19 protein-coding genes are annotated in these 21,410 nt (G+C 72.6%); 9 read left to right on the top strand and 10 right to left on the bottom strand.

The features are described 5' to 3' along the window. Positions 1 to 34: 34 nt before the first annotated feature. Together FLL47_RS15765 and FLL47_RS15770 are read right to left on the bottom strand one after the other, a co-directional pair. Positions 35 to 463, bottom strand: coding sequence for a roadblock/LC7 domain-containing protein (locus tag FLL47_RS15765; protein WP_144121274.1), 429 nt, complete (start codon positions 461 to 463; stop codon positions 35 to 37). Beyond that, on the bottom strand, positions 460 to 1,839 hold the full coding sequence (locus FLL47_RS15770) for an ATP-binding protein (protein ID WP_186315751.1): 1,380 nt from the start codon (positions 1,837 to 1,839) through the stop codon (positions 460 to 462). The genes FLL47_RS15765 and FLL47_RS15770 overlap by 4 nt, the downstream gene beginning before the upstream one ends. Positions 1,840 to 2,146: 307 nt before the next feature. On the opposite strand from FLL47_RS15770, the gene FLL47_RS15775 reads away from it, so the two are divergent. From FLL47_RS15775 to FLL47_RS15790, 4 genes are all read left to right on the top strand, one after another. Next, complete coding sequence (locus tag FLL47_RS15775; protein ID WP_144121275.1) at positions 2,147 to 4,057, top strand: chorismate-binding protein; 1,911 nt, start codon at positions 2,147 to 2,149, stop codon at positions 4,055 to 4,057. A 68-nt stretch (positions 4,058 to 4,125) separates the two neighbouring features. After that, positions 4,126 to 4,437: a hypothetical protein gene (locus tag FLL47_RS15780; RefSeq protein WP_144121276.1), complete on the top strand. Its 312-nt coding sequence runs from the start codon at positions 4,126 to 4,128 to the stop codon at positions 4,435 to 4,437. A gap of 145 nt (positions 4,438 to 4,582) precedes the next feature. Continuing rightward, the gene (locus tag FLL47_RS15785) at positions 4,583 to 6,355 is read left to right on the top strand and encodes a M91 family zinc metallopeptidase (protein WP_144121277.1); all 1,773 of its coding nucleotides are present in this window, start codon (positions 4,583 to 4,585) and stop codon (positions 6,353 to 6,355) included. 122 nt (positions 6,356 to 6,477) lie between these two features. Further along, on the top strand, positions 6,478 to 7,290 hold the full coding sequence (locus tag FLL47_RS15790; protein WP_144121278.1) for a metal-dependent hydrolase: 813 nt from the start codon (positions 6,478 to 6,480) through the stop codon (positions 7,288 to 7,290). Positions 7,291 to 7,345: 55 nt separating this feature from the next. On the opposite strand, the gene FLL47_RS15795 is transcribed toward FLL47_RS15790, so the two are convergent. Beyond that, on the bottom strand, positions 7,346 to 9,007 hold the full coding sequence (locus FLL47_RS15795; protein ID WP_425457713.1) for a bifunctional 3'-5' exonuclease/DNA polymerase: 1,662 nt from the start codon (positions 9,005 to 9,007) through the stop codon (positions 7,346 to 7,348). A gap of 66 nt (positions 9,008 to 9,073) precedes the next feature. Between FLL47_RS15795 and FLL47_RS15800 the strand changes: the two genes are divergently transcribed. Then, positions 9,074 to 9,721 carry a class I SAM-dependent DNA methyltransferase gene (locus FLL47_RS15800; RefSeq protein WP_144121280.1) on the top strand — a complete coding sequence of 216 codons (648 nt, stop codon included), beginning with the start codon at positions 9,074 to 9,076 and terminating at the stop codon, positions 9,719 to 9,721. Between the two features lie 113 nt (positions 9,722 to 9,834). On the opposite strand, the gene FLL47_RS15805 is transcribed toward FLL47_RS15800, so the two are convergent. The 4 genes from FLL47_RS15805 to FLL47_RS15820 all read right to left on the bottom strand — a co-directional run bounded on the left by FLL47_RS15805 (position 9,835) and on the right by FLL47_RS15820 (position 14,231). Next, positions 9,835 to 10,701: a carbohydrate ABC transporter permease gene (locus FLL47_RS15805; RefSeq protein WP_144121281.1), complete on the bottom strand. Its 867-nt coding sequence runs from the start codon at positions 10,699 to 10,701 to the stop codon at positions 9,835 to 9,837. A gap of 12 nt (positions 10,702 to 10,713) precedes the next feature. Further along, on the bottom strand, positions 10,714 to 11,619 hold the full coding sequence (locus tag FLL47_RS15810; RefSeq protein ID WP_144121282.1) for a carbohydrate ABC transporter permease: 906 nt from the start codon (positions 11,617 to 11,619) through the stop codon (positions 10,714 to 10,716). A 26-nt stretch (positions 11,620 to 11,645) separates the two neighbouring features. Next, entirely contained in the window at positions 11,646 to 13,064 is a 1,419-nt protein-coding gene (gene ngcE, locus FLL47_RS15815; protein ID WP_144121283.1) for an N-acetylglucosamine/diacetylchitobiose ABC transporter substrate-binding protein, read from the bottom strand. Between the two features lie 222 nt (positions 13,065 to 13,286). Continuing rightward, positions 13,287 to 14,231: a MurR/RpiR family transcriptional regulator gene (locus FLL47_RS15820; RefSeq protein WP_186315778.1), complete on the bottom strand. Its 945-nt coding sequence runs from the start codon at positions 14,229 to 14,231 to the stop codon at positions 13,287 to 13,289. Positions 14,232 to 14,487: 256 nt separating this feature from the next. On the opposite strand from FLL47_RS15820, the gene FLL47_RS15825 reads away from it, so the two are divergent. From FLL47_RS15825 to FLL47_RS15840, 4 genes are all read left to right on the top strand, one after another. After that, entirely contained in the window at positions 14,488 to 15,465 is a 978-nt protein-coding gene (locus FLL47_RS15825) for an N-acetylglucosamine kinase (protein ID WP_144121284.1), read from the top strand. Between the two features lie 261 nt (positions 15,466 to 15,726). Further along, entirely contained in the window at positions 15,727 to 16,047 is a 321-nt protein-coding gene (locus FLL47_RS15830) for a DUF6300 family protein (RefSeq protein ID WP_120315915.1), read from the top strand. Positions 16,048 to 16,103: 56 nt separating this feature from the next. After that, a complete protein-coding gene (locus FLL47_RS15835; RefSeq protein ID WP_144121285.1) occupies positions 16,104 to 17,336 on the top strand; it encodes a GNAT family N-acetyltransferase in 1,233 nt (410 codons plus the stop codon). 164 nt (positions 17,337 to 17,500) lie between these two features. Beyond that, the gene (locus tag FLL47_RS15840; protein ID WP_144121286.1) at positions 17,501 to 19,033 is read left to right on the top strand and encodes an ATP-dependent DNA ligase; all 1,533 of its coding nucleotides are present in this window, start codon (positions 17,501 to 17,503) and stop codon (positions 19,031 to 19,033) included. Positions 19,034 to 19,158: 125 nt separating this feature from the next. On the opposite strand, the gene FLL47_RS15845 is transcribed toward FLL47_RS15840, so the two are convergent. The 3 genes from FLL47_RS15845 to FLL47_RS15855 form a co-directional block, all read right to left on the bottom strand. Beyond that, a complete protein-coding gene (locus tag FLL47_RS15845; RefSeq protein ID WP_425457697.1) occupies positions 19,159 to 19,422 on the bottom strand; it encodes a PspC domain-containing protein in 264 nt (87 codons plus the stop codon). Between the two features lie 79 nt (positions 19,423 to 19,501). Beyond that, positions 19,502 to 20,446 carry a carbohydrate ABC transporter permease gene (locus FLL47_RS15850; protein ID WP_246157998.1) on the bottom strand — a complete coding sequence of 315 codons (945 nt, stop codon included), beginning with the start codon at positions 20,444 to 20,446 and terminating at the stop codon, positions 19,502 to 19,504. Beyond that, entirely contained in the window at positions 20,443 to 21,354 is a 912-nt protein-coding gene (locus tag FLL47_RS15855; RefSeq protein ID WP_144121287.1) for a carbohydrate ABC transporter permease, read from the bottom strand. Before FLL47_RS15855 ends, FLL47_RS15850 begins: the two co-directional genes overlap by 4 nt. Positions 21,355 to 21,410: the final 56 nt, after the last annotated feature.

Here is a 21,410-nt window from a genome sequence, read left to right on the forward strand (position 1 = left end):
GTGCCGCCACGCGGGAACGTCACCCCTGCGGCGCTCAGCGCGGCAGCGCGCGCTGCAGCTCGGCCCGCAGCGCCGGGGTGAGGATCTCTCCGGTCTGCTTGGCCAGCCGGGCCATCTCGAAGCCCACCACGCCCAGGTCGGCGTCGGCGTCGGCGACCACCGCCAGCACCGAGCCGTCCCGGATCGCCATGGTGAGGAAGTAGCCCCGCCCCATCTCCACCACGGTCTGGCGCACCTCGTCGCCGTCGGACAGCCGCGCCACACAGCCCGCGATGCCGAGCAGGCCGGAGGTGACCGCGGCCAGCTGGTCGGCGGTGGCCCGGTCCAGATTCGCGGAGACCGCGACCACCAGGCCGTCCGAGGACGCCACGATCGCGTGGCGCGCGCCCGGCACCCGGTCGGCGAATCCGGCGACCAGCCAGTTCAGATCCTGGGCCGATTTGCTGAGCGTCGCAGTGGTCATGGCTCCCCCTTGATGTCGTCCGGTGCCGCCGGCGGCGTCGCCGCGCCGTCTCCGGCCTGGCCCCGCCGTACGCCCTCGTACAGCCGGGTCAGCGTGGCGGCCGTAGCCGCCGGGTCGGGCTCGCGCCGGCGCTGCGGAACGCTCGGCGGTGCGGCGGTGGCCGGTGCCGGGCGGGCCGGCACGGCGACGGGCGGCGCGGGCCGCTCCGGCGGGTCCGCGGGCTCGGCCAGCAGCGCTGCGGGCAGCTCGACGGCCGCGCGCACGCCGCGGTCCGGGCACAGCGACAGGCTCACCCGCACGCCGTGGCGAGCCGCGAGATGGCTCACCACCACCAGGCCCATCCGCTCGCTGACCGCCACGTCGACCTCGGCGGGCACCGCCAGCAGCGCGTTGGCCTCGGCGAGCGCGCGCTCGGTCAGGCCGATGCCCTCGTCCACGATCTCGACCAGCGCGCCGTCGGGCCCGGCGTGCGCGCTCACCCGCACCGCCGTGTCCGGGGCGGAGAAGGCGGCGGCGTTGTCCAGCAGTTCGGCCAGCAGGTGACCGATGTCGGCAGCGGCGTGCCCGGCGATGTACAGCGAGTCGTCGACGTCGGCGCGCACCCGCTCGTACTGCTCGATCTCGGAGAGCGCGGCCAGCGCCAGCGCCGCGAGCGGCACGCCCTCGCGCCACCGCCGGCGCGGCTCGGCCCCGGCGAGCACCAGCAGGTTCTCGTCGTTGCGGCGCAGCCGGGCGGCCAGATGGTCCAGTTTGAACAGTGCCGCCAGCCGGTCGGGGTCGCGCTCGTCGCGCTCCATCTCGTCCAGCAGGCGCAACTGCCGCTCCACCAGGATCTGCGAGCGGCGGGCCAGATTCGTGAAGATCCCGTTGACGGTACGCCGGGAGCGCGCCTGGCGCAGCGCGAGCGCGACCACGCTGCCGCGGACCGCTGACAGCGCCGCACCGGCCGCGGCGAACCCGTCGGCCGCGGACGTCGTCTCGCCCGGTAGCACGGACGGCTCCTCGGCGGGCGGCTCGCCGTTGCCCGCCCGCAGCCGCTCGAAGGTCGCCGGAATCTCGTCGGCCAGGGCCTGCGCGTCGCGACGCAAACCCTCGGCGGCGGCCAGCAGCTCCCGTCGCACGGCGGCGACGAGGCGGACCAGCAAGCCGAAGGCCAGCACCGGGCCGACCGCGATCACGGCCACCCATCGCCAGGCCACGTCCGCGGCATACGCGGCGCCGTCGACCCCGAGTGCGGCCGCCTCCCGCATCTGGAGGGCCTCTGCCACGGCCCAGCCCAGCAGCGCGCACGCCACCAGCGCGAAGGCGACCAGCGGGAGGGTGAACGCGGCTGCGAGCCGGGATGCCCCCCACTGCTCGCGTACGTCGCCCGCCACCGGCCCCTCCCCTGCCTCGGCTGAACCACCGCCACCACTGGTGACTCGCGGTATGTTACCCGTCACACAGCGAAAAGTGGATAGGTGAGCGCGAATGTGACAGCGGACGCGGTGAGGTTTCTGGACAGTCGCGCAAGTCGCCGGTACGGTTACCGCCATGACTTCCACCCGCAACCTGTGGTGGCGCGCCCGACCGGCGGCCATCGACACGCGCGGGTAGGCATACCCACACCGCGGCCGCCTCGACGAGGCGGCCTTTGCTTTTTCGGTCGCCCGGCGCACGGCCACCCGAACCGGGAGACCATCGATGAACCTGCTCCACGATCTGCTCGGCGCGCCCGACCCGGGCCCGTTCGCGCTGTTGCGACGCGAAGGTTCCGAGCACCTCGAGGTGCTGCGAGGTCCGCTGTCCACCGTGGCACGGCTGGCCGACATCCCCCTGCCCGAGCACGCGGACGGCGACGAGGCCGGCCCGCGCACGCTCGCCCTGGTGCCCTACCGCCAGCTCGCCGAGCGGGGCTTCGACCGCATCGACGACGGCACCCCGCTGGCCTGCCTGACCGTCGAGTCGTACGACCGCATCCCGCTCGACGAAGCCCTCGCCGCGCTCCCGGACACGGTGCCCGACGTGACCGACCTCGGCTTCGACATCGACGACGCGGCCTACCGGGAACTGGTCGCCGCGGTGCTGCGCGACGAGATCGGCCACGGCGCCGGGTCCAACTTCGTCATCCACCGCACCGCCCGCGCACACACCGAGGCCGACCCGCGCCTGCTCGCCGGGGCCGCGCTGCGCCGCCTGATCTCGGGTGAGCGCGGCGTGTACTGGTCGTTCCTGGTGCACATCCCCGGCGAGCAGGGCCGCACGCTGGTCGGCGCGTCACCGGAACGGCACGTCAGCGTCGACGACGGCCTGGTGATGATGAACCCGATCTCCGGCACGCTGCGCCACCGCGACCTCGCGCCGGGCCCGGACGGGCGCGAGACGCTGCTGAGCTTCCTCAGCGACCGCAAGGAGATCAACGAGCTGTCCATGGTGCTCGACGAGGAGCTCAAGATGATGGCGGTGGTCGCCCATCAGGGCGGCCAGGTGCTGGGCCCCTACCTCAAGCACATGACCCACCTCACCCACACCGAGTACCTGCTGGCCGGACGCACCGAGCTGGACGTCCGCGACGTGCTGCGGGAGACCATGTTCGCCCCGACGCTGACCGGCAGCCCGATCGAGAACGCCGCCCGTGTCATCGCGCGCTACGAGACCTCCGGCCGCGCCTACTACGCCGGGGTGCTGGCGCTGCTGGGCCGCGACGCCGCCGGCCGGCAGAGCCTGGACGCGCCGATCCTGTTCCGCTGCGCCGACATCGCCGCCGACGGCACCATCGCGGTCAAGGCGGGTGCGACGCTGGTACGCGACTCCACCCCGGACGGCGAGGTCGCCGAGACCCACGCCAAGGCGGGCGGTGTGCTCACCGCGCTCGGCCTGCGCACCGCGCCGGCCGTGCAACCCGACGCCGACATCAAGGACCTTGCCGCCGACCCGGCGGTGCGCGCCACGCTGCTGTCGCGCAACGAGCGGCTGTCCAGGTTCTGGCTGGCCGAGCGTGCCCCCGAACCGGTCACCGGACCGCTGGTGGGCCGCACCGCGCTGATCGTCGACGCGGAGGACACCTTCACCGGCATGCTCGGGCACCTGCTGCGCTCGCTGGGCATGCGGGTCACCATCCAGCCCACCACGGCGCTGGGCGGGCTCAGCTCGTACGACCTGGTGGTCACCGGACCGGGGCCCGGCGACCCGGACGACGACACCGATCCGCGCGTGGCGGCGCTGGGCCGCGTGGTGGAGGAGCGGCTGTCCCGCCGCGCGCCGCTGCTCGGCGTGTGCCTGGGCCATCAGGTGCTCAGTCGCCGTCTCGGCCTGCCGATGCACCGCCGCGACGTGCCCTACCAGGGTCTGCCGTGCGACATCGACCTGTTCGGGGTGACCCGCCGGGTGGGCTTCTACTCCACCTTCACCGCGGTCGCCCCCGCCGACACCCTGTCCACCGCATACGGCGAACTGCAGCTGTCCCGTGAGGACGGCACGGGATTCGTGCACGCGCTGCGCGGGCCCGGCTTCGCCGGAGTGCAGTTCCACCCCGAGTCGGTGCTCACCGAGCACGGGCCGGAGCTGCTCACGGAGCTGGTCACCGGCGTGTTCACCCCGGCGGCGGTCGCCTGAGGCAGAGTTATCCACAGATCGCGTGAGGGGCGTTGTGCCGCCCCTCACGCGATGCCACTCTCGATGGCGTGACGCAGCTGACCAGCGAGCCCCCGCAGACCCTGCGGCTGGCGGCCCATCTGGAATCCCTGGCCGCGGCCCTGCACCGGGCCCCGCTGCCGCTGCCGGACCGGCCGTCCGGAGTGGACCACGCGGTCGCCTCGGCGCACCTGTCGACGGTGCGGGCGGCGGCGAGCGCGCTCGCCGCCCTCGCCGACGGCCTGCTCACCGACGCCGACCGGCTCTACCTCGTCGCCGCCGCACACCGCCGGGCCGAGGAGCAGTCCGCCACGTACCTCGACCGCCTCCGCGAGCCGGCCCACCCGAGGGGCATGTGGTGACGCGGGTCGCGCCGCCGAGTGCCGTGCGCCACGGCCTCCACCCCAGGCACGCCCACCGGGCTGCGCGGCGGCTCACGGTCCACCGCCGAGCGCCCAGCGGGTGCGCGGCGAGGTCGGGCACGCCAGGCGCACAGTGGAGTGCCCGGTGAAGCCCGAGGCGCTGCCGGATGCCGCGCCGGTGCTCGTCATGGCACTGCCGCCGCTGTGGTCGCTGCCGGTGCGGGAGGCGCCGTTGCTGGCCGCCGCGCAGCGCTGGCGGTCCTGCGCGGCCGTGGTCGTCGACACGGCCGACGGGCTCGCCGCCGCCACCGCGCCGAGCGCGGCGTGGACTGGCGCCGACGCGACGGCTTACGAGGATCGCCGCAGGCAGCTGGCCACCGGGGTCGCGCTCGCGGCGGAACTGGCCCGGCGGGCCGCCCTCGCGCTGGAGACGCTGGCCGGGCGGCTGGCGTCCGTGCAGCGGCACCTGGACGAGTCGCTGGCCCGGGTCACCGCCGTGGTGCCGTGCCGGGGCGGCTCGGACCGCGTGCTGTTCTTCCCACTCGGGCCCGCGCATGCCGCCCGGGTCCACGCGGCCGCGGCCGAAGCCGCCGACCTGCGCGGCGATCTCACGACCGCGACCCGGCAGGCCGAGGCCGACCTCGCCGCCGTCACCGCGGGCTGGCACGAGCTGGCCGGGGCGTTCCCGCCCGCCGTCGAGCCGCCCACGCCCGAGCCGTCGGAGACCGTCGTGGTGCGCGGCGACGGCGTGACGTTGGTGAGCACCGGTGCGAACGACGACGACGTGCTGGTCACCCTGGACGCCGCCGGGCGGCCACTGGTGCTGGTCGGCGGCGTGACGGTGGCCGCGGTGCCGGACGGGCGGCTGGTGGTGCGCACCGGCGCCGGGGACGACCGGGTGCGGGTCGACCCGGCCGTGGCGGCGGCGGTGAGCGTGCTGGCCGGCGGGGGTGACGACCGGGTGGACGGCGGGAGCCTGCTGCACGGCGCGGGCGGCGGGGACACGCTGCTCGGCCGGAACGGCGACGACCTGCTGCTGGGCGGCGACGGCCGGGACTACCTCGACGCCGGGGCCGGTGCCGACACGGCCGACGGCGGGCCCGGCGACGACACCGTGTACGGCCTGAGCGGCGACGACACGCTGCGCGGCGGTGCGGGCCGCGACCACCTGTCCGGCGGCCGGGGCGGCGACCTGGTGACCGGCGGGGACGGCGACGACGTGCTGACCGGCGGCGCGGGCGCGGACGTGCTCGACGGCGCGGTCGGCCTCGACCGCGCCTACCGCGACCTGGCCGATCCCGCCGCCGAGGTCGAGTCGTCGCACGTGGCACCGCAGGTGGCGGCCGGTGGCGGGGTCGAGGTCACCGGCACGCCGGAATTCGCCGAGCGCGTCGAGTCCGATCTGGACCTGCTGCGTGCCTCCCCGGCGGGGCGGCGCATGCTCGCCGAGCTGGACACGGCGCTGGCCGGCAGTGACGGCTGGCTGCCCGGTGACGGGCCGGACACCCTGGAGGTCCGGGAACTGCCGTTCGGCGCGGCCAACGGCTTCGCGGGCGTCGACGGGGACGCCGACCGGCACGTCATCTCGTACGAGCCGGGTTACCAGGGCCTGCCGGGCGAGGCGCCGCCGGTCGTCGTGCTCTACCACGAGCTGGCGCACGTGTGGGACGACCTGGCCGGTCACGACCACCCGGGTGCGCACAGCCGCGACGACGTGATGTGGGACGGCGACGGCTGGGTGCCGGTGCCCGACCGGGAGCGGGTGGCGGTCGGCCTGCCGATCGACGATGACGGGGATCCGACAACGCCCGAGCGTCTCGACCCGCACCACCCGTATCCGCTGACGGAGAACGCGCTGCGCGATGAGCTGGGCGTATCCGGCCGGCAAACATACGGCACGCCGCGCCGCCCTGCGTGACCCGGCCACCACCGTCTGCTATGGAGATCCGGCCGATTGCATCCGGACGCCATAGTTTGACACAGTGTGCGCGCGTTGATCGCAACGCGACGTTGTGGTGGTCAGGGGAGGAATCAAACATCATGATGGGTCCACAGCACGCGCTGTCCGGCGCGGCCACGTGGCTGGCAGGGTCCTGGGTGGCCGCGCAGTTCTTCGACTACCCCCAGTCGGCCACGACCATCGCCGTCGGCGCCGCGGTGTGCGCGGGCGGGGCACTGCTGCCCGATCTGGACATGTCCGGCAAGGTGACCAAGGGCCAGGGCGGCTCGACCGTTTCCCGCAGCTTCGGCGTGGCCTCCCTGTTCGTCGCCGAGGTCGTGGAGAAGATATCGGTCGGCGTCTACACGGCCACCAAGTTGAGCAAGGACCCCGACCGGCACAACGGCCACCGCACGCTGACCCACACGCTGCCGTTCGCGGCGCTGATGGGCTTCGGCGCGACCTGGCTGTGCACCAGGTACGGCCGGTGGGCGGTGATCGGCATCCTGTTCTTCATGTTCGGCTTCGCGCTGCGCGGCCTGTTCGACAAGTGGGCGGACCGGGCCGGCTGGGTCATCGTGACGCTGACCTCGGCGGGCGCGGCGTATTTCGCGTTCAACTTCCTGCCCAGCGAGAACCGCGGGTATCCGATGATCGGCCTGGCGGTGGGGGTCGGCTGCATCGTGCACCTGATGGGAGACATCGTGACCCGGGCCGGAGTGCCGATCCTGTGGCCGATCCCGACCGGGCGGCGCATGTGGCGCATGATCGGCCTGCCGGACACCTTCGCCATCGAGGCCGGCAGCAAGGTGGAGACCACCGTGCTGCGCACCGTGTTCACGGTCATCTCCCTGGTCGCGGGTGCCGGCCTGCTGGCCCCGGCGCTGCTCAAGCGCTTCGACATCGAGGTCTGACCCGGCAATGCGTGGTCGCCGTGCCCGGCCGGGGCATGGCGACCGGGTACACGGCCTACTTCGCGTCGCCGTAGGAGTCGACCACGGCGACGGTGAGCGGGAACCGCACGGGCGAGCTGCCGAACAGCAGCTCGCCCGTCGCTTTCGCACCGGCCTCCAGGGCGGCCACGACGAGGTCGGCCTCGTCGGCCGGGCAGTGCACGATGACCTCGTCGTGCTGGAAGAAGACCAGCTCGGCACGGTTGTTCCAGAGCCGGGCGCGCAGCGTGGCCAGCAGCGAGGCGGCCCACTCGGCGGCGGTGGCCTGGATGACGAAGTTGCGGGTGAACCGGCCCCGTGAGCGACCGGACGCGCCCTCGTCGGCCCACGACGACTCCAGCGCCGACGGCGGGCAGGTGCGGCCCAGCCAGGAGCGCACCAGGCCGCCGGTCTCCCCGGTGCGCGCGGCCGCCTCGACGTACGCCCAGGCTTTCGGGTAGCTGCCGCGCAGCGCCGCGATCGCGGGTGCGGCCGCGCCGCCGGTCTGGCCGTACATCGCGCCGAGCAGGGCCAGTTTCGCGGCCGCCCGGTCGCCCTTGAACGCCTCGGCGGCCAGCACGGCGTAGAGGTCCCCGGCGGCCGCGGCGCGGGCCAGCCCCGCGTCGCCGGACACCGCGGCGAGGATGCGCGGTTCGAGCTGCCCCGCGTCGGCGACGACGAGCCGCCAGCCGGGATCGGCGCGGGCCGCGCCGCGCACCGCCTTGGGGATCTGCAGCGCTCCCCCGCCCCGGGTGGCCCAGCGCCCGGTAACCACCCCGCCCGGCACGTACGCGGGCCGGAAGCGCCCCTGCTGCACCCACTGCTCCCGCCAGCTCCAGCCGTGCGCGGTCCAGATCCGGTAGAGCTCCTTGTACTCCAGCAGCACCGCGATGACCGGGTGGTCGACCGCGCGCAGCACCCAGGACCGGGTGTTGGGCACCTCGATCCCGACCCGGCGCAGCGCCTTGCGCAGCTCGGCGGGCGAGTCGGGGTGCAGGCCGGGCGCGTTCAGCAGCTCGGCGACCCGGCCCGACAGCTCGGCCAGCCGCCGCGGCGGACCGCCCACCGGGGACGGCTCGCCCAGCAGCCCGACCAGGATCTCGTCGTGGGCGCGCTCCTGCCAGGGCAGACCGGTGTGCCCCATCTCGGCCGCGATCAGCGCGCTGGCCGACTCGGCCGCGATCAGCAGCCGCATCCGCGCCGGGTGCTCCGCGGCCGCGGTGCGGGCGAGCTGGTCGCGGTACACCGCCGCCAGGGCGTCCAGCGGGTCCGCGCCGTCCGGCACGGCGACCGGGGCGGGCGCGTCACCGAACAGGGTGCCCTGCAGGTCTCCGGGCGGCTGGGCGGGACGGGCGGCGTGGTCGGCGGGCACCGGTGCGCCGACGAGCCGGGCGTAGGCCGCCGCGGCCGAGCGCGGTTCGCCGTAGCGCCCCGCGTGGCCGAGCAGCAGCGCCTCGGCCAGTTCGACGTCGTGGCAGCGGCGCACCCGCACATCGGCGGCCAGCAGCGGCCCGTAGACCTGCTCCGTCGCCCCCCACAGCCAGCGCGGCCCGCCCTCCTGCTCACCGGAGGCGACGGCCGCGGCGAGGTCGGCCACCGCCTCGGCGGGCCCGCTGGGCTCGCCCGCGGCGTCCAGCGGGCGCAGCCGGCCGCCGCCGCTGCCGTCCGCCACCACCGCGATCACCGTCACGCCGCCCATTGTGCTGGTCGGGGCGGACATCCCGAATCGGCTCCGGGCCCGGCGGGATGCGGCTATATAGAAGTCATGACCGAATCCAGGCCCGTGTTCGACCGGATCGGCGCGACCTACAGCGAGGCGTTCGCGGATCGGCCGGGCCAGCTCGCGGCCGGGCGCTGGCTGCTGGACCGGCTGGCGGACCACGGGCACCCGCTGGTGCTCGACGTGGGCTGCGGCTCGGGCACCCCGACCGCCCGGCAGCTCATCGACGGCGGCTGCCACGTCGTCGGCATCGACACCTCACCGGTGATGCTCGAACTCGCCCGCAACACCGTCCCGGAGGCCATCTTCGTCGAGCGCGACCTGTTCGACCTCGACGGCCTGCACCCCACCCAGCAGCGCTTCGACGCTGTAGTGGCCTTCTTCTCCCTGCTCATGCTCTCCCGCGCCGACGTCGACAAGGCCCTCGACGACATCCACCACGTCCTCGACCACACCGGCTTCTTCGTCCTCGGCATGGTCGAAGGCGACTCCGACCACCTCATGCGCGACTTCCTGGGCACCCGCGTCCCCCTCACCGCCTACCCCCGCGAGGACCTCAAGCACCTCCTCAACAGCCACGGCTTCACCGTCGAGGACCTCGTCACCGACCTCTGGGAACCCGCCCTCCCCACCGTCGACACCCAACCCCAGACCCACCTCTACGCCTACTGCTCCGTCGCCCGCCCGTACTGAAAAAGATCGCGACGATCTTGCGGGAACTGTTGGGGATACGCCCGGAAAGGGCGTGTCATCCCCACGGTCCGCGCAAGATCGTCGCGATCTTGACGAGCGAGGGTGGTGCGGGGTTACTTCACGGCGCCGGCGGTGAGGCCGGATTGGATCTGGCGCTGGAAGATGGTGTAGACGATGATCATCGGGATGATCGCGATGCTCAGGGCGGCGAAGAGGGCAGGCCAGTCGGCCTGGTAGCCGGCGGCGGTGGAGATGTTGGCGATGCCCTGGGTGAGCAGCCACTTCTCCTGGCCCTCGGCGCCGCCGGGGAGCAGGGAGACCGGGAGGACGTACTGGTTCCACTGGCCGATGATGTTGAAGATGGTGATGCTGATCAGGCCGGGTTTGGCCATCGGCATCATGACGCGGAAGAACAGCTTGGTGTGGGAGGCGCCGTCGATCATCGCGGCCTCGGCCACCGCGTTGGGCAGCGTTTTGAAGAAGGCGGCCAGGAAGAAGACGGTGAACGGCAGCGAGTAGGCGATGTACACCAGGATCAGGCCGGTGTGCGTGCCGAGCAGGCCCAGTTCCTGCACCACGATGTAGAGCGGAGTGAGGGCCAGGTAGACAGGGAAGGCCAGGCCCGCGATGAAGAGGAAGTAGATGAACCGGTTGCCGATGAACTCGTAGCGGGCCAGCACGTAGGCGGCCATCGCGCCCAGCAGCATGGTGCCGAACGTCGAGATCGACACCACGAACAGGCTGTTCAGGAAGTACGTGCCGACGTTCGCCTCGGTCCAGGCCCGGCCGAACGATCCGAAGTCCCAGTTGCTCGGCAGCGCGAACGGGTTGCCGATGAAGATCTCGGTGTTGTTCTTGAACGCGGCCAGGAACGTGAAGATCAGCGGGTAGATGATCAGGATGGCCCAGACGGCCAGCGCGACGTGGGACAGCTTGTTCAGGACGCCGGCGCTGCTGCGCTTCTCAGACTTGTTTGCCACGACAGACCCCGCTCAGTGCTCGACCGCGTTGCGCTTGCCGCCACGCAGGGACAGCACCGCGAAGATGATGGTGAAGACGGCCAGCGCCACGCCGAGCGCCGACGCGTAGCCGTAGTCCGACTCCCGGATGCCGGACTTGTAGATCTGCACCGGCAGCACGGTGGTGGCGCTGTCCGGGCCGCCCTCGTCGATGGAGAGCACCATCACCAGCGCGAACGCGTCCATGGCCAGGATGCCCAGGTACACCCAGGCGACCTTGATGGTCTCCATCAGCAGCGGGATGGTGACCCGGAAGAAGATGGTGACCCGGCTGGCGCCGTCCATGACGGCCGCCTCATAGATCTCAGCCGGGATGCTCGACATGCCCGCGGCGAACAGCACCACGTAGAAGCCGACCGCCTGCCAGACCAGCACGCCGAGGATGGACCACAGCCCGAACTCGGGCAGGAACTGCACCGCGTCCACGCCGAACAGCGCGAGCAAGCGGTTCAGGATGCCGCTGTCGTCGGGCGCGTACACCCGGCCGAAGATGACGCCGACGATGACCACGGCCAGGACCTGGGGGAGGAAGAACACCACTCGGTAGAACTTCGACCCCCAGACCCCGGTCATCGTGCCGCCGCGGGTGCCCCCGCCCATGTTCAACAGGAACGCGAAGAACAGGGCGAGGGCGATCGTGATCACCGGCAAGGTGACCAGCAGGAAGACGTGGTGCTTCGCCGCCAGCCATACCTTGTCGTCGTCCAGGAGCTTCTGGAAGTTCTCCAGCCCGACGAAATCGAAATCCGGGGACAGGCCGCTCCAGTTCGTCATGGACACCTGGACCGCCGCGGCGATCGGGCGCAGGACGAACATGCCGTATAGGGCAAGTGGGGCGATCAGGAACCCGATGACGAACGGGTATTTACCTTGCCGCATGATCATTTACTCCGGCTTCGGGGGGATTAGCGGGAGAACTTCTTCTCGGTCTTGTCAGCCGCAGCCTGCATACGGGTGCAGAACTCGTCGGCGGTGCCACCCTGGAACATCAGCTTGTTGGTGGCGGAGCGGCACTCGTCGTCCAGGTTCTTGTACCAGGCGTCCCAGCGGAAGCTGAAGTTGGCCGCACCGGCCGCGGTCAGCGCCGCGTTGGCCGAGGTCAGACCGGGCGAGAGGGTCAGACCCTCGGCCGCGCCGGTGACGACGGTCAGCGACTTGGTGAGCTCGGTGAAGCCCTTGGCGCCGGCCTTGGACAGCATGTGGCGCAGGTACTCCTTGCCACCCTGGACGTTCTTGCCCTTGCTGGCGACGAAGTACATCTCGCCCGCGGCGGCGTAGAGGCCCGTGGCCGGCAGCTTGTCCGACGCGGTCGCGCCGGGGATCGCGGCGACCTGGTAGTCGAAGCCGGCCGGGGTGTCCTTGGACTGCTCGTTCTCCAGCCAGGAACCCGACGGGTAGAAGCCCACCTTGTACTGGTTCTGCTGCAGCTGCACCTCGGTGTGCTTGAGGCCCAGGTGCGCCTTGTTGCCGTACTTGGCGCCGATCTCGCCCCAGAGGGTGGCGGCCTGCTTGACGGCGTCGTTCGTCCAGGCCCCCTTCTCCAGGTTGTCGATCGCCTTGAGCACGTCCGGGCCACCGATCTTCGCGGCGGTGGTCAGGATGACCAGGTACTGGTAGTAGGCCGCGTTGGCGCCCGCGTACGAGTACGGGGTGATGCCCTTGGCCTTCATCTTCTCGAGCAGCGCGGTGAAGTCCGCCCAGGTGGTCGGCGCGGTCCAGCCGTTGTCCTTGAACAGCTTGCCGGAGTACCACAGGCCGAACACGGTGTAGGCGTAGTTCAGCACGTACGGCTTGCCGTTGAAGGTGCCCTGCTCGATGGTGCCCGGGATCAGGGTGTCCGCGACGGTCTTGCCCGCGATGTCCAGCGACGGCGCGGCGAACAGGTCGCTCAGGTCGGCGACCTGGCCGGCCTCGACGAGCTTGCCCTGGTCCATCAGCTTCGAGCCGGCGTTGTTGACCATGTCCGGCGGGGTGTTGCTGGCGAACCGCGGCTGCAGGGCGGTCGAGACCTCCTGCGTCGAGGAGAAGGTCACCTTCGAGTTCGGGAACTTCTTCTGGTACGACGGCACGTGCACGTCGGTGGCGTACTTGGTGCCCAGACCGCCATCGAAGATCACAACCTCGACCGGAGTGTCGACAGAGACACCCAGCGGGTTCTCGGCGGAGACCTGGCCGGTCGCCGAGGTGTTGGGCTCGTCGGTGCCGCCGCCGACACAGGCGGAGAGCAGGCCGGCGGCGGGGGTGGCCAGCAGGCCGACTGCCGCGGTCCGGCGCAGCACGCTGCGACGGCTCAGGGCCGACGGGCTGTCGGTGTGGTTGGACATCATTGTCTCCTCAGATTCGGGTTGCTGAGACAGCTACTCGAGGGTGTGGTGAGGCGGTGCCTGAAGCGGTCGCGGTCACGGGCGAACCCGCAGCCGCGGCGGACCCGGCCGCACCGGGTTTCAGTGCGGCACCACACCGGGCGGCGTTGCCCGATGTGGTGTCGGCCCAGTGCTCGATCGGGTCGAGCACGGTCGGTGGCAGCACGGCGCAGGCGGGGGCGGTCACAGCTCGCCCTCCTTGCTCTGGCCGTTGCTGAAACGGTGCGCGTCCACCGCGCGGGCGGTGCGCTGGAACGCGGTGTGCGAACGGTCGTGGGTGCGCTGGGCGACCGCGATGTAGAGCAGGTCCAGCACCACCAGCTGCGGGTGGCGCGCCGACAGCGCGTCGGGGCGGAACGAGGTGGCCTGGCTCGCGGTGAGCAGCACGATGTCGGCGAGCCCGGCCAGCGGCGAGCGCGGGAAGCCGGTCAGCGCGATGGTGACCGCCCCGTGCGAACCGGCCTCGGCCAGCATCTCCACGGTCTCGCGGGTCTGCCCGGTGTGCGAGATGCCCAGCGCGACGTCGCCCTCGCGCAGCAGCGCGGCGCTGGCCAGGCCGTTGTGCACGTCCGGCCAGGTCCACGCGGCGATGCCGATGCGGTGCAGCGAGAACTGCATCTCGGCGCCGACCAGCGCGGAACCGGACGCCCCGTAGATGTCGACGCGGTTGGCCGAGGAGATCGCGGCCGCGGCCCGCTCGACCTCGGCGAGGTCGAGCATCGCGGCGGTGTCGCGCATCGCCTGGGTGTCGGCCGCCATGATCTGTGCGAGTACGCGCTCCAGCGGGTCGCCCGGCTCGATGGCCCGGCCGATGTCCTCGGCCCAGCCCGCGGAGCGGGCCGCGCGGCCGGTCTCGCCGGCGATGGCCAGGCGCAGATCGGCGTAGCCCTCGAAGCCCAGGGCGCGGCAGAAGCGGGTGATCGAAGCGGGCGAGGTGCCGGAGCGCTCGGCCAGCTCGACGATGGTGGCGCGGGCCGCGCCCGCGGGGTCGGTCAGCACCTGCTCGGCGACGCGCTGCAGGGCCCCGGTGAACTCGGGCAGCTGGGCGCGCACCCGCACCAGCACGCTGTCCGGCCGGTCCAGGCCGCTGAGCCGGGCGTGCGGGATCTCCAGCGGGGCGGACTGCACCGCCGCGACCGGTTCCACGCGCTCCACCACTGACTTCTCCTACTGACCGGGTCCCGTACAGTTAACCGAAAGGAAGTTAACTGTTAGTGGTAAAAGTTCTTACTGAAGACCCCCTCTTGTCAAGTCCACGGGCAAACTTTTTAAAGCTGTTACCTGGCGATGCTGCCCGGCCCTTGCTCCCGACGGCCACTACGGGGAGCATGAATGCCGCATAGGCCACACCTGCGCTGGCCGTTCGGGGGAGGTAAACGCTGACATGTCGGACAAGCTGGTACTGGGGCTGGACGTCGGTGGCACGAGCACCCGGGCTGTGCTCGCCACGCCGGACGGGCAGCGGCTCGGGGGCGGGCGGGCCGGCGGCGGCAACCCCACCACCCACGGGGCCGCCGCGCTGACCGAGCTGACCGGGGCGATCCGCGCCGCGCTCGGCGACACCGCACCCGAATCCGTCGCCGGGGCGGTGCTCGGCATGGCCGGGTTCACCAAGCTCGGCGCCGACCCCGTCCTGCGCGCCGCGTTCGACCAGGCCTGGACCGGGCTCGGCCTGCGCTGCGAGCCCCAGCTGGTCAGCGACGTGCTGGCCGCGTACGCCGCGGGCACCCCCGACCCCGACGGCACCGTGATCGTGGCCGGCACCGGCGCGATCGCCGCGCGGGTCCGCGACCACCGGCTCGACCACGTCGCCGACGGCCACGGCTGGCTGCTCGGCGACCTCGGCTCCGGCTACTGGCTGGGCCGCGAGGCGGTCCGCAGCGCCCTGCGCGACCTGGACAAGGAGCGCCCGCCCGGCGCGCTCGCCGCGGACGTGCTGACCGAGCTGCTCGGCTCCGCCGCCGTCGCACCCCGCCGCCGCGACACCGCCGCCGCGCTGGTGCAGGCCGTCGTCGCGGAATCCCCGATCGCGCTGGCCCGGCTCGCGCCGATGGTGCTGCGCCACTACGACGCCGACGATCCCGCCGCCGTGGACGTCGTGCAGCGCGGCGCGGCGCACCTGGCCGACACCGTCGCCATGGTGCGCGCGCCCGGCGAGACCACCGTCCTGGTCCGCGGCGGCGGCCTGCTCACCAACGACACCCCGCTGGCCGCCGAACTGGCCGCCGCGATCGCGGTGAGCTGGCCCGCCACCACCCTGCGCCCCGCGGGCGACGCCGCCGCGGCGGCCGCCTGGCTCGCCGCCCTGCCCACCGCCCCCGACCCCCGCACCCTGCACACCCGCCTGGTCACCCCCGCCTGACCCGCCCCCGCCTGACCCGCCCCCGCGCGGCGCGCCGCGCCGCGCCGCGCCGCGCCTTGATCGTTCGACTTGCCAGGCACATGGGCGAAAGGCGGGTCAAGATACGCACAGGTGCCTGGCAAGTCCGGCGGTCAAGGGCCGCCCGCGCGGGTGACGCGGGCGGCGCGGACATGGGATGGTGCGGGGCTGGCGGGACGCGGACGGGTGCGCCCGGTAACCTGCTCCGGTGCAGGTCTGCCAGTTCGCCTCAGAGGCCCCGCGATGACGGACGTGAAGGTCCGCGCCGCCGGCGGCACCCGCTGCGGCAGCTGCGCCGAGGCGCTGTGCCTGACCGCCCAGGTGCCGCTGCCCCGGTCCAGCCGCACCCGCACCGTCGGGCTCTGCCCGCAGTGCGACGCCGGCCGCCCCGAGACCCAGGGCCTGCTGGCCTACTTCGCCGAGCACCCGCAGGTGCGTCCTGAGGATCTGCACCGGGTGTCCGAGCTGGTCGGACGCTGGCTGGAGGCGCTCACCGAGCGCGCCGACCGGGACAGCTCGCTGGCCGCCGACGTCGAGGCCTGGTGGGCCGGCCGGGCGGGTTGAGCCGCCACACCGGCAATACGGTTGCCGTGATCGCGCCCAAGGGCTAAGAACCACCTATGGTGACTTTCCGGACCGGCGTCGAGGGTGATTACGACGGGGTCAACCAACTGGTCGCGCGCGCCTTCCTCAACGACACCGCCGGACGGGAGTGGGACGAGGAGCGGGCCCTGTTCGAGCCCGGCCGGTCCGTCCTGGCCGTGGACGGCGACCAGGTCGTCGGCCACGTCGGCACGTACACCCGCGAGCTGACCGTGCCCGGCGGCGTGCTGCCGGCCGGGTTCGTCACGGTCGTCGCCGTGGCCGGCACGCACCGCCGCCGCGGCCTGGCCTCGGCGATGCTCACCCGCCAGCTCGGCGAGATCCGCGACCGCGGTGAAGCCCTGGCCGTGCTGTGGGCCAGCGAGGCGGGCATCTACGGCCGGTACGGCTACGGCCTGGCCAGCCGCCGCGTCAGCTTCGAGATCGACCGGCGCGAGGTGCGCATCGACGGCTCCCGCTTCGACAAGTCCCGCCTGGACGGGCTGCGCCTGCAGGCCGGGCCCGCCGCTGCGCACCGCGCCCAGGTCGCCGAGCTCTACGAACGGGAACGCCCGTCCCGCCCCGGCTTCGCGAGCCGCGACTCCCGCTGGTGGGACTACCGCCTGGCCGACCAGGCCTGGCATCGCGGCGGGGCCGGCCCGTTGCAGGCCGTCGTATGCCACGACGGCGACACCCCGGTCGGCTACGCCCTCTACCGGTACCGCTCCAGCTGGGACGACAGCGGGCCGAACGGCGAGGTCGGCGTCATGGAGTCGGTGGCGACCACCCCGGCGGCGTACACCCTGCTGTGGGACTACCTGCTCAACGTCGACCTCACCCGCAAGGTCGGGCTCTGGCTCGGCGCACTCGACGAGCCCCTGCAGTACCTCGTGAACGACTCGCGCCGGCTCGGCATGCGGATGGGCGACGGCCTGTGGGGCCGCCTGCTGGACGTGCCCGCCGCACTGTCCGGCCGTCGGTACGCCGCCGAGGTCGACGTGGTGCTGGAGGTCGTCGACGAGCTGCTGCCCGGCAGCGGCGGCGTGTTCCGGCTGCGCGGCGGCCCCGACCACGCCACCTGCGCAGCCAGCACCGACGAGCCCGACCTGCGCCTGGACACGGCGACCCTGGCCGCCGTCTTCCTGGGCGGCAACAGCCTCGGCTCGCTGGCCGCGGCGGGCCGCGTCGACGAGCTGCGCCCCGGCGCCGTCGCCGCCACCGCACCCGCCTTCACCTGGACCCGCGCTCCCCACGGCCTCGAGATCTTCTGACCCGCCCCCGCCACGCTCGCGCTTTACGTAGACGTCGGCCTATCTCATCGAGTTCGATCTCAAAATAGTCGATGTGATAGGCCGACGTCGATGACAGGCGGGGTGCGTGGAGCAGGGTGCGTTTCGCGGGGCGGGGTGTCGGGGTGGGCTGCCAGGATGGGGACATGCTGTTCGCCGGGATCGCCGCGACGTCGGCCGCCGTGACCGCCACCTCGGGCCGCAAGGCGAAGGTGGAGCTGCTGGCCGCGGCGTTACGCGAGCTGGCAGCCGACGGTGACCCGATCGGGATCGCGGCGGGCGCGGCCTACCTGAGCGGGGAGCTGCGCCAGCGGCAGATCGGGGTGGGCTGGGCGGCGCTGCGCGAGCTGCCCCCGCCCGCCGTGGCGGCCACGCTCGACGTGCGGGCGGTCGACGCGGCGCTGGAGTCGATGGGCCTGATCAGCGGTCAGGGCTCGCAGGCCCGGCGGCGCGCGGCGGTCGCGGCGCTGTTCGGCGCGGCCACCGGGGCCGAGCAGCAGCTGCTCACCGGGCTGATCGGCGGCGAGCTGCGGCAGGGCGCGCAGGCGGGGCTGCTGGCGGACGCGGTCGCGCTGGCCGCGGGGGTGCCCGCGGCGGGGGTGCGGAGGGCGCTGCTGCTGTCCGGGGACCTGAAGGCGGTGGCCGCCACCGCGCTGACCTCCGGCAAGGCGGGGCTTTCCGCGCTGCGCCTGTCGGTGGGCACCGCGCTCGCGCCGATGCTGGCCCAGTCTGCGCCCGATCCCGAGCAGGCCATCGCCGCGACCGGCGCGCCGGCCGCGGTGGACGCGAAGCTGGACGGCATCCGCATCCAGGCGCACCGGGACGGTGCCGAGATCGCCGTGTTCAGCCGCAGTCTGGACGACATCACCTCCCGGGTGCCCGAGATCGTGACCGCGGTGCGCGCGCTGCCGGTGCGCTCGGCCGTGCTCGACGGGGAGGCGATCGCGGTCGACGAGCGCGGGCGGCCGCGGCCGTTCCAGGAGACGTCGGGCCGGGCGGCGCAACGGGCTTCCGGTTCCCTGACCTCGTACTTCTTCGATCTGTTGCATCTGGACGGTACGGACTGGATCGACGAGCCGGGCACCGCGCGGTGGGCCGCGCTGGACGCGATGCTGCCCGCCGCGATGCGTGTGGAGCGGACCATCGCCGAGACACCCGAGCAGGCCCGGCAGGCGTTCGCCGCGGCGCTGGCGGCCGGACACGAGGGCGTGGTGGTGAAGGCGGCGCAGGCGGCGTACGAGGTGGGCCGGCGCGGCGGGGGCTGGGTGAAGGTGAAGCCGCGGCACACGCTCGACCTGGTGATCCTGGCCGCCGAGTGGGGGCACGGGCGGCGGCACGGATGGCTGTCCAACCTGCACCTGGGAGCCCGGGATCCGCAGGGCGGCTTCGTGATGCTGGGCAAGACGTTCAAGGGCCTGACCGACGCGATGCTGGCCTGGCAGACCGAGCGGCTGCTGGAGCTGGCGGTGGCGCGCGACGACTTCCAGGTGACGGTGCGGCCGGAGCTGGTCGTGGAGATCGCGTTCGACGGGGTGCAGCGCAGCACGCGCTATCCGGGCGGGGTGACCCTGCGTTTCGCGCGGGTGCTCGGTTACCGCGAGGACAAGAGCGCCGCCGAAGCCGACACGCTGGACGCGGTCCGCGCGCTCGGCGCGGCCCCGTCCGGGGAGGACTCCTAGCCCGCGGGGCTGCCTGCGCCCGTCGCCCGGAGCCGACCGGGTCACGACGGACCGCACGGCACGAGGGCCGCGCCGGAGGCCCCCGGCACAGCCCTCGTTGAACATCGCACGCGGGCGCCCCGCGCTCACTCCTCGGGGACGATCACCCACATCGCGATGTAGACGATGAACTGCGGTCCTGGCAGCAGGCACGACAGCAGGAACAGCAGTCGGACCAGCCACGCCGGCATGTTGAAGCGCTGCGCCAGACCGGCGCAGACGCCCGCGATCCAGCGTCCGTGACGCGGCCGGTACAGCCGCCGACCTGATGAGGCCATCTTGGTCAACTCCCCGAAGAGCGGTGCGGCGTGTTCGCCGCGGCTGTCTTCGACGGTAGAGGGCGCAGTCACGCCCGCCCTCGGTCCGCAGATGGATACACGCTGGTCGTTGCCCGTACGGGCGTCCCCTATGGCGTGGCTGTGCTACGACTCACTTCATCTGGCCGGCGGTCAGGCCGGACTGCACCTGGCGCTGGAAGACCGCGTACACCACCAGCACGGGCAGCATGGCCAGGGTGAGGCCGGCGAACAGCCGCGAGTAGTCGCCGCGGTAGCCCTCGCTGATGGCGAGGTTGGCCAGGCCCTGGGCGAGCACCTGCTTCTCGTCCGAGGTGATCAGGACGACGGGCAGCAGGTACTGGTTCCAGTGGCCGAGGAAGTTGAAGATGCCGACGCTGATCAGGCCGGGTTTGGCCATCGGCAGCATGACCCTGAAGAAGGTCCGGAACGGCCCGCAGCCGTCGATGTAGGCGGCCTCGGCGATGGAGTCGGGCAGGGTGCGGAAGAACGCGGTGAGGAAGAAGACCGTGAACGGCAGCGAGTACGCCGTGTAGATCAGCATCAGGCCGGGCAGGGTGTCCCGCAGGCCGACCCCGCCGACGATCTTGAACAGCGGCACGAAGGCCAGCACGACCGGGAACATCATGCCGCCGACGAAGACGAAGTACACCAGCCGGCTGCCCACGAACTTGTAGCGGGCCAGCGCGTACGCGGCGGTCGCGCCGAGCAGCATGGTCAGCGTCAGCGACCCGGCCAGCACGATGCCGGTGTTCACGAAGTACTGCCCGATGTTGCCGTGGGTCCAGGCGCGGGCGAAGTTGTCGAAGCGCAGTGCGCTGGGTAGACCCCACGGGTCGCCCAGGATCTCCGCGTCGTCCTTGAACGAGCTCAGCACCACCCACAGCAGCGGCAGCGCGGTGAGCAGGCCCCACACCACCAGGAAGGCGTGCGAGAAGACGTTGAGCGTGCCGTCGAAGGCCTTTCGGCCCCGCCCGGCCTCCCCGGCGGCCGGCTTGGCCGGGCGGCCCGCCTGCGTCGTCTGAGAGCCGCGCTCGTCCACCGCTGAAGGCGCGGCGTCCATGATCTGCTCGCTCATGAAAGCTCGATCCTCTCTCGGCGGGTCAGGCGCAGGGACAGCACGGTGACGCTGAGGGTCACGAAGAACATCACGACGCCGATGGCCGACGCGTAGCCCCACTTGTAGTCGCCGAACGCCTCCGTGTAGAGCCGCAGGCCGACGACGTCGGTGGAGAAGTTCGGGCCGCCCCGGGTCATCACGTGGATCAGCGCGAAGCCGTCCAGCGCCAGGATGGCCAGGTAGACCCAGGCGACCTGGATGGTGTCCCAGAGCAGCGGCACGGTGATGCGCACCAGCGTGGTGAGGCGGCTCGCCCCGTCCAGGGCGGCGGCCTCGTAGATGTCGCGCGGCACCGACTGCATGGCCGCGCCGAACAGCACCACGTAGAAGCCGACGTTGGCCCAGACCATCACGGCGAGCACGGCCCAGAAGGCGTACGCCGGGTCGCCGAGCCAGATCTTGGCCAGCCCGTCCAGACCGAGCGCGCGCAGCGCCGAGTTGAGCAGGCCGCTGCGCGGGTTGTAGACCTCGGCCCAGAGCACGCCGACGATGGACACCGACAGCATCTGCGGCGCGAAGTAGATGACCTTGTAAAGCCCTGAGCCGCGTACCCCGGTGACCGTGCTGCGCCCGCCCCGTCCGCCGACGTTGAGCATGGTGGCCAGGAACAGGCCGAGCGCGATGGTCAGCAGCGGCAGCAGCACCAGCAGCCACAGGTTGTTGAGCAGGGCGTTCCAGACGTACTCGTCGCCCATCATGCGCTTGAAGTTGTCGAACCCGACGAACTCGTACGCCGGCGACAGCCCCTGCCAGTTCGTCATCGCGATCAGGAACGACTGGGCGTACGGGGACACCACGAAGTAGCCGTACAGCGCCAACGGCGGCAGTAGGAACGCCAACAGCAGCGGATACTTCCCGTGTCTCACGTCTTGCCCTCCCCATCGAGTGCGGTTCGGCGTCCGCCACGCCCGTGGTGCACGTG

This window comes from Catellatospora sichuanensis, from assembly GCF_007483665.1.
GTDB classification, from domain to species: Bacteria; Actinomycetota; Actinomycetes; order Mycobacteriales; family Micromonosporaceae; genus Catellatospora; species Catellatospora sichuanensis.

Excerpts from the sequence above, each read along its gene's own strand:
- FLL47_RS15765 (WP_144121274.1), bottom strand. The coding sequence starts at position 463 with ATGACCACTGCGACGCTCAGCAAATCGGCCCAGGATCTGAACTGGCTG.
- FLL47_RS15775 (WP_144121275.1), top strand. The coding sequence starts at position 2,147 with ATGAACCTGCTCCACGATCTGCTCGGCGCGCCCGACCCGGGCCCGTTC.
- FLL47_RS15790 (WP_144121278.1), top strand. The coding sequence starts at position 6,478 with ATGATGGGTCCACAGCACGCGCTGTCCGGCGCGGCCACGTGGCTGGCA.
- FLL47_RS15795 (WP_425457713.1), bottom strand. The coding sequence starts at position 9,007 with ATGGGCGGCGTGACGGTGATCGCGGTGGTGGCGGACGGCAGCGGCGGC.
- FLL47_RS15800 (WP_144121280.1), top strand. The coding sequence starts at position 9,074 with ATGACCGAATCCAGGCCCGTGTTCGACCGGATCGGCGCGACCTACAGC.
- FLL47_RS15810 (WP_144121282.1), bottom strand. The coding sequence starts at position 11,619 with ATGCGGCAAGGTAAATACCCGTTCGTCATCGGGTTCCTGATCGCCCCA.
- ngcE (WP_144121283.1), bottom strand. The coding sequence starts at position 13,064 with ATGTCCAACCACACCGACAGCCCGTCGGCCCTGAGCCGTCGCAGCGTG.
- FLL47_RS15825 (WP_144121284.1), top strand. The coding sequence starts at position 14,488 with ATGTCGGACAAGCTGGTACTGGGGCTGGACGTCGGTGGCACGAGCACC.
- FLL47_RS15830 (WP_120315915.1), top strand. The coding sequence starts at position 15,727 with ATGACGGACGTGAAGGTCCGCGCCGCCGGCGGCACCCGCTGCGGCAGC.
- FLL47_RS15835 (WP_144121285.1), top strand. The coding sequence starts at position 16,104 with ATGGTGACTTTCCGGACCGGCGTCGAGGGTGATTACGACGGGGTCAAC.
- FLL47_RS15840 (WP_144121286.1), top strand. The coding sequence starts at position 17,501 with ATGCTGTTCGCCGGGATCGCCGCGACGTCGGCCGCCGTGACCGCCACC.
- FLL47_RS15850 (WP_246157998.1), bottom strand. The coding sequence starts at position 20,446 with ATGAGCGAGCAGATCATGGACGCCGCGCCTTCAGCGGTGGACGAGCGC.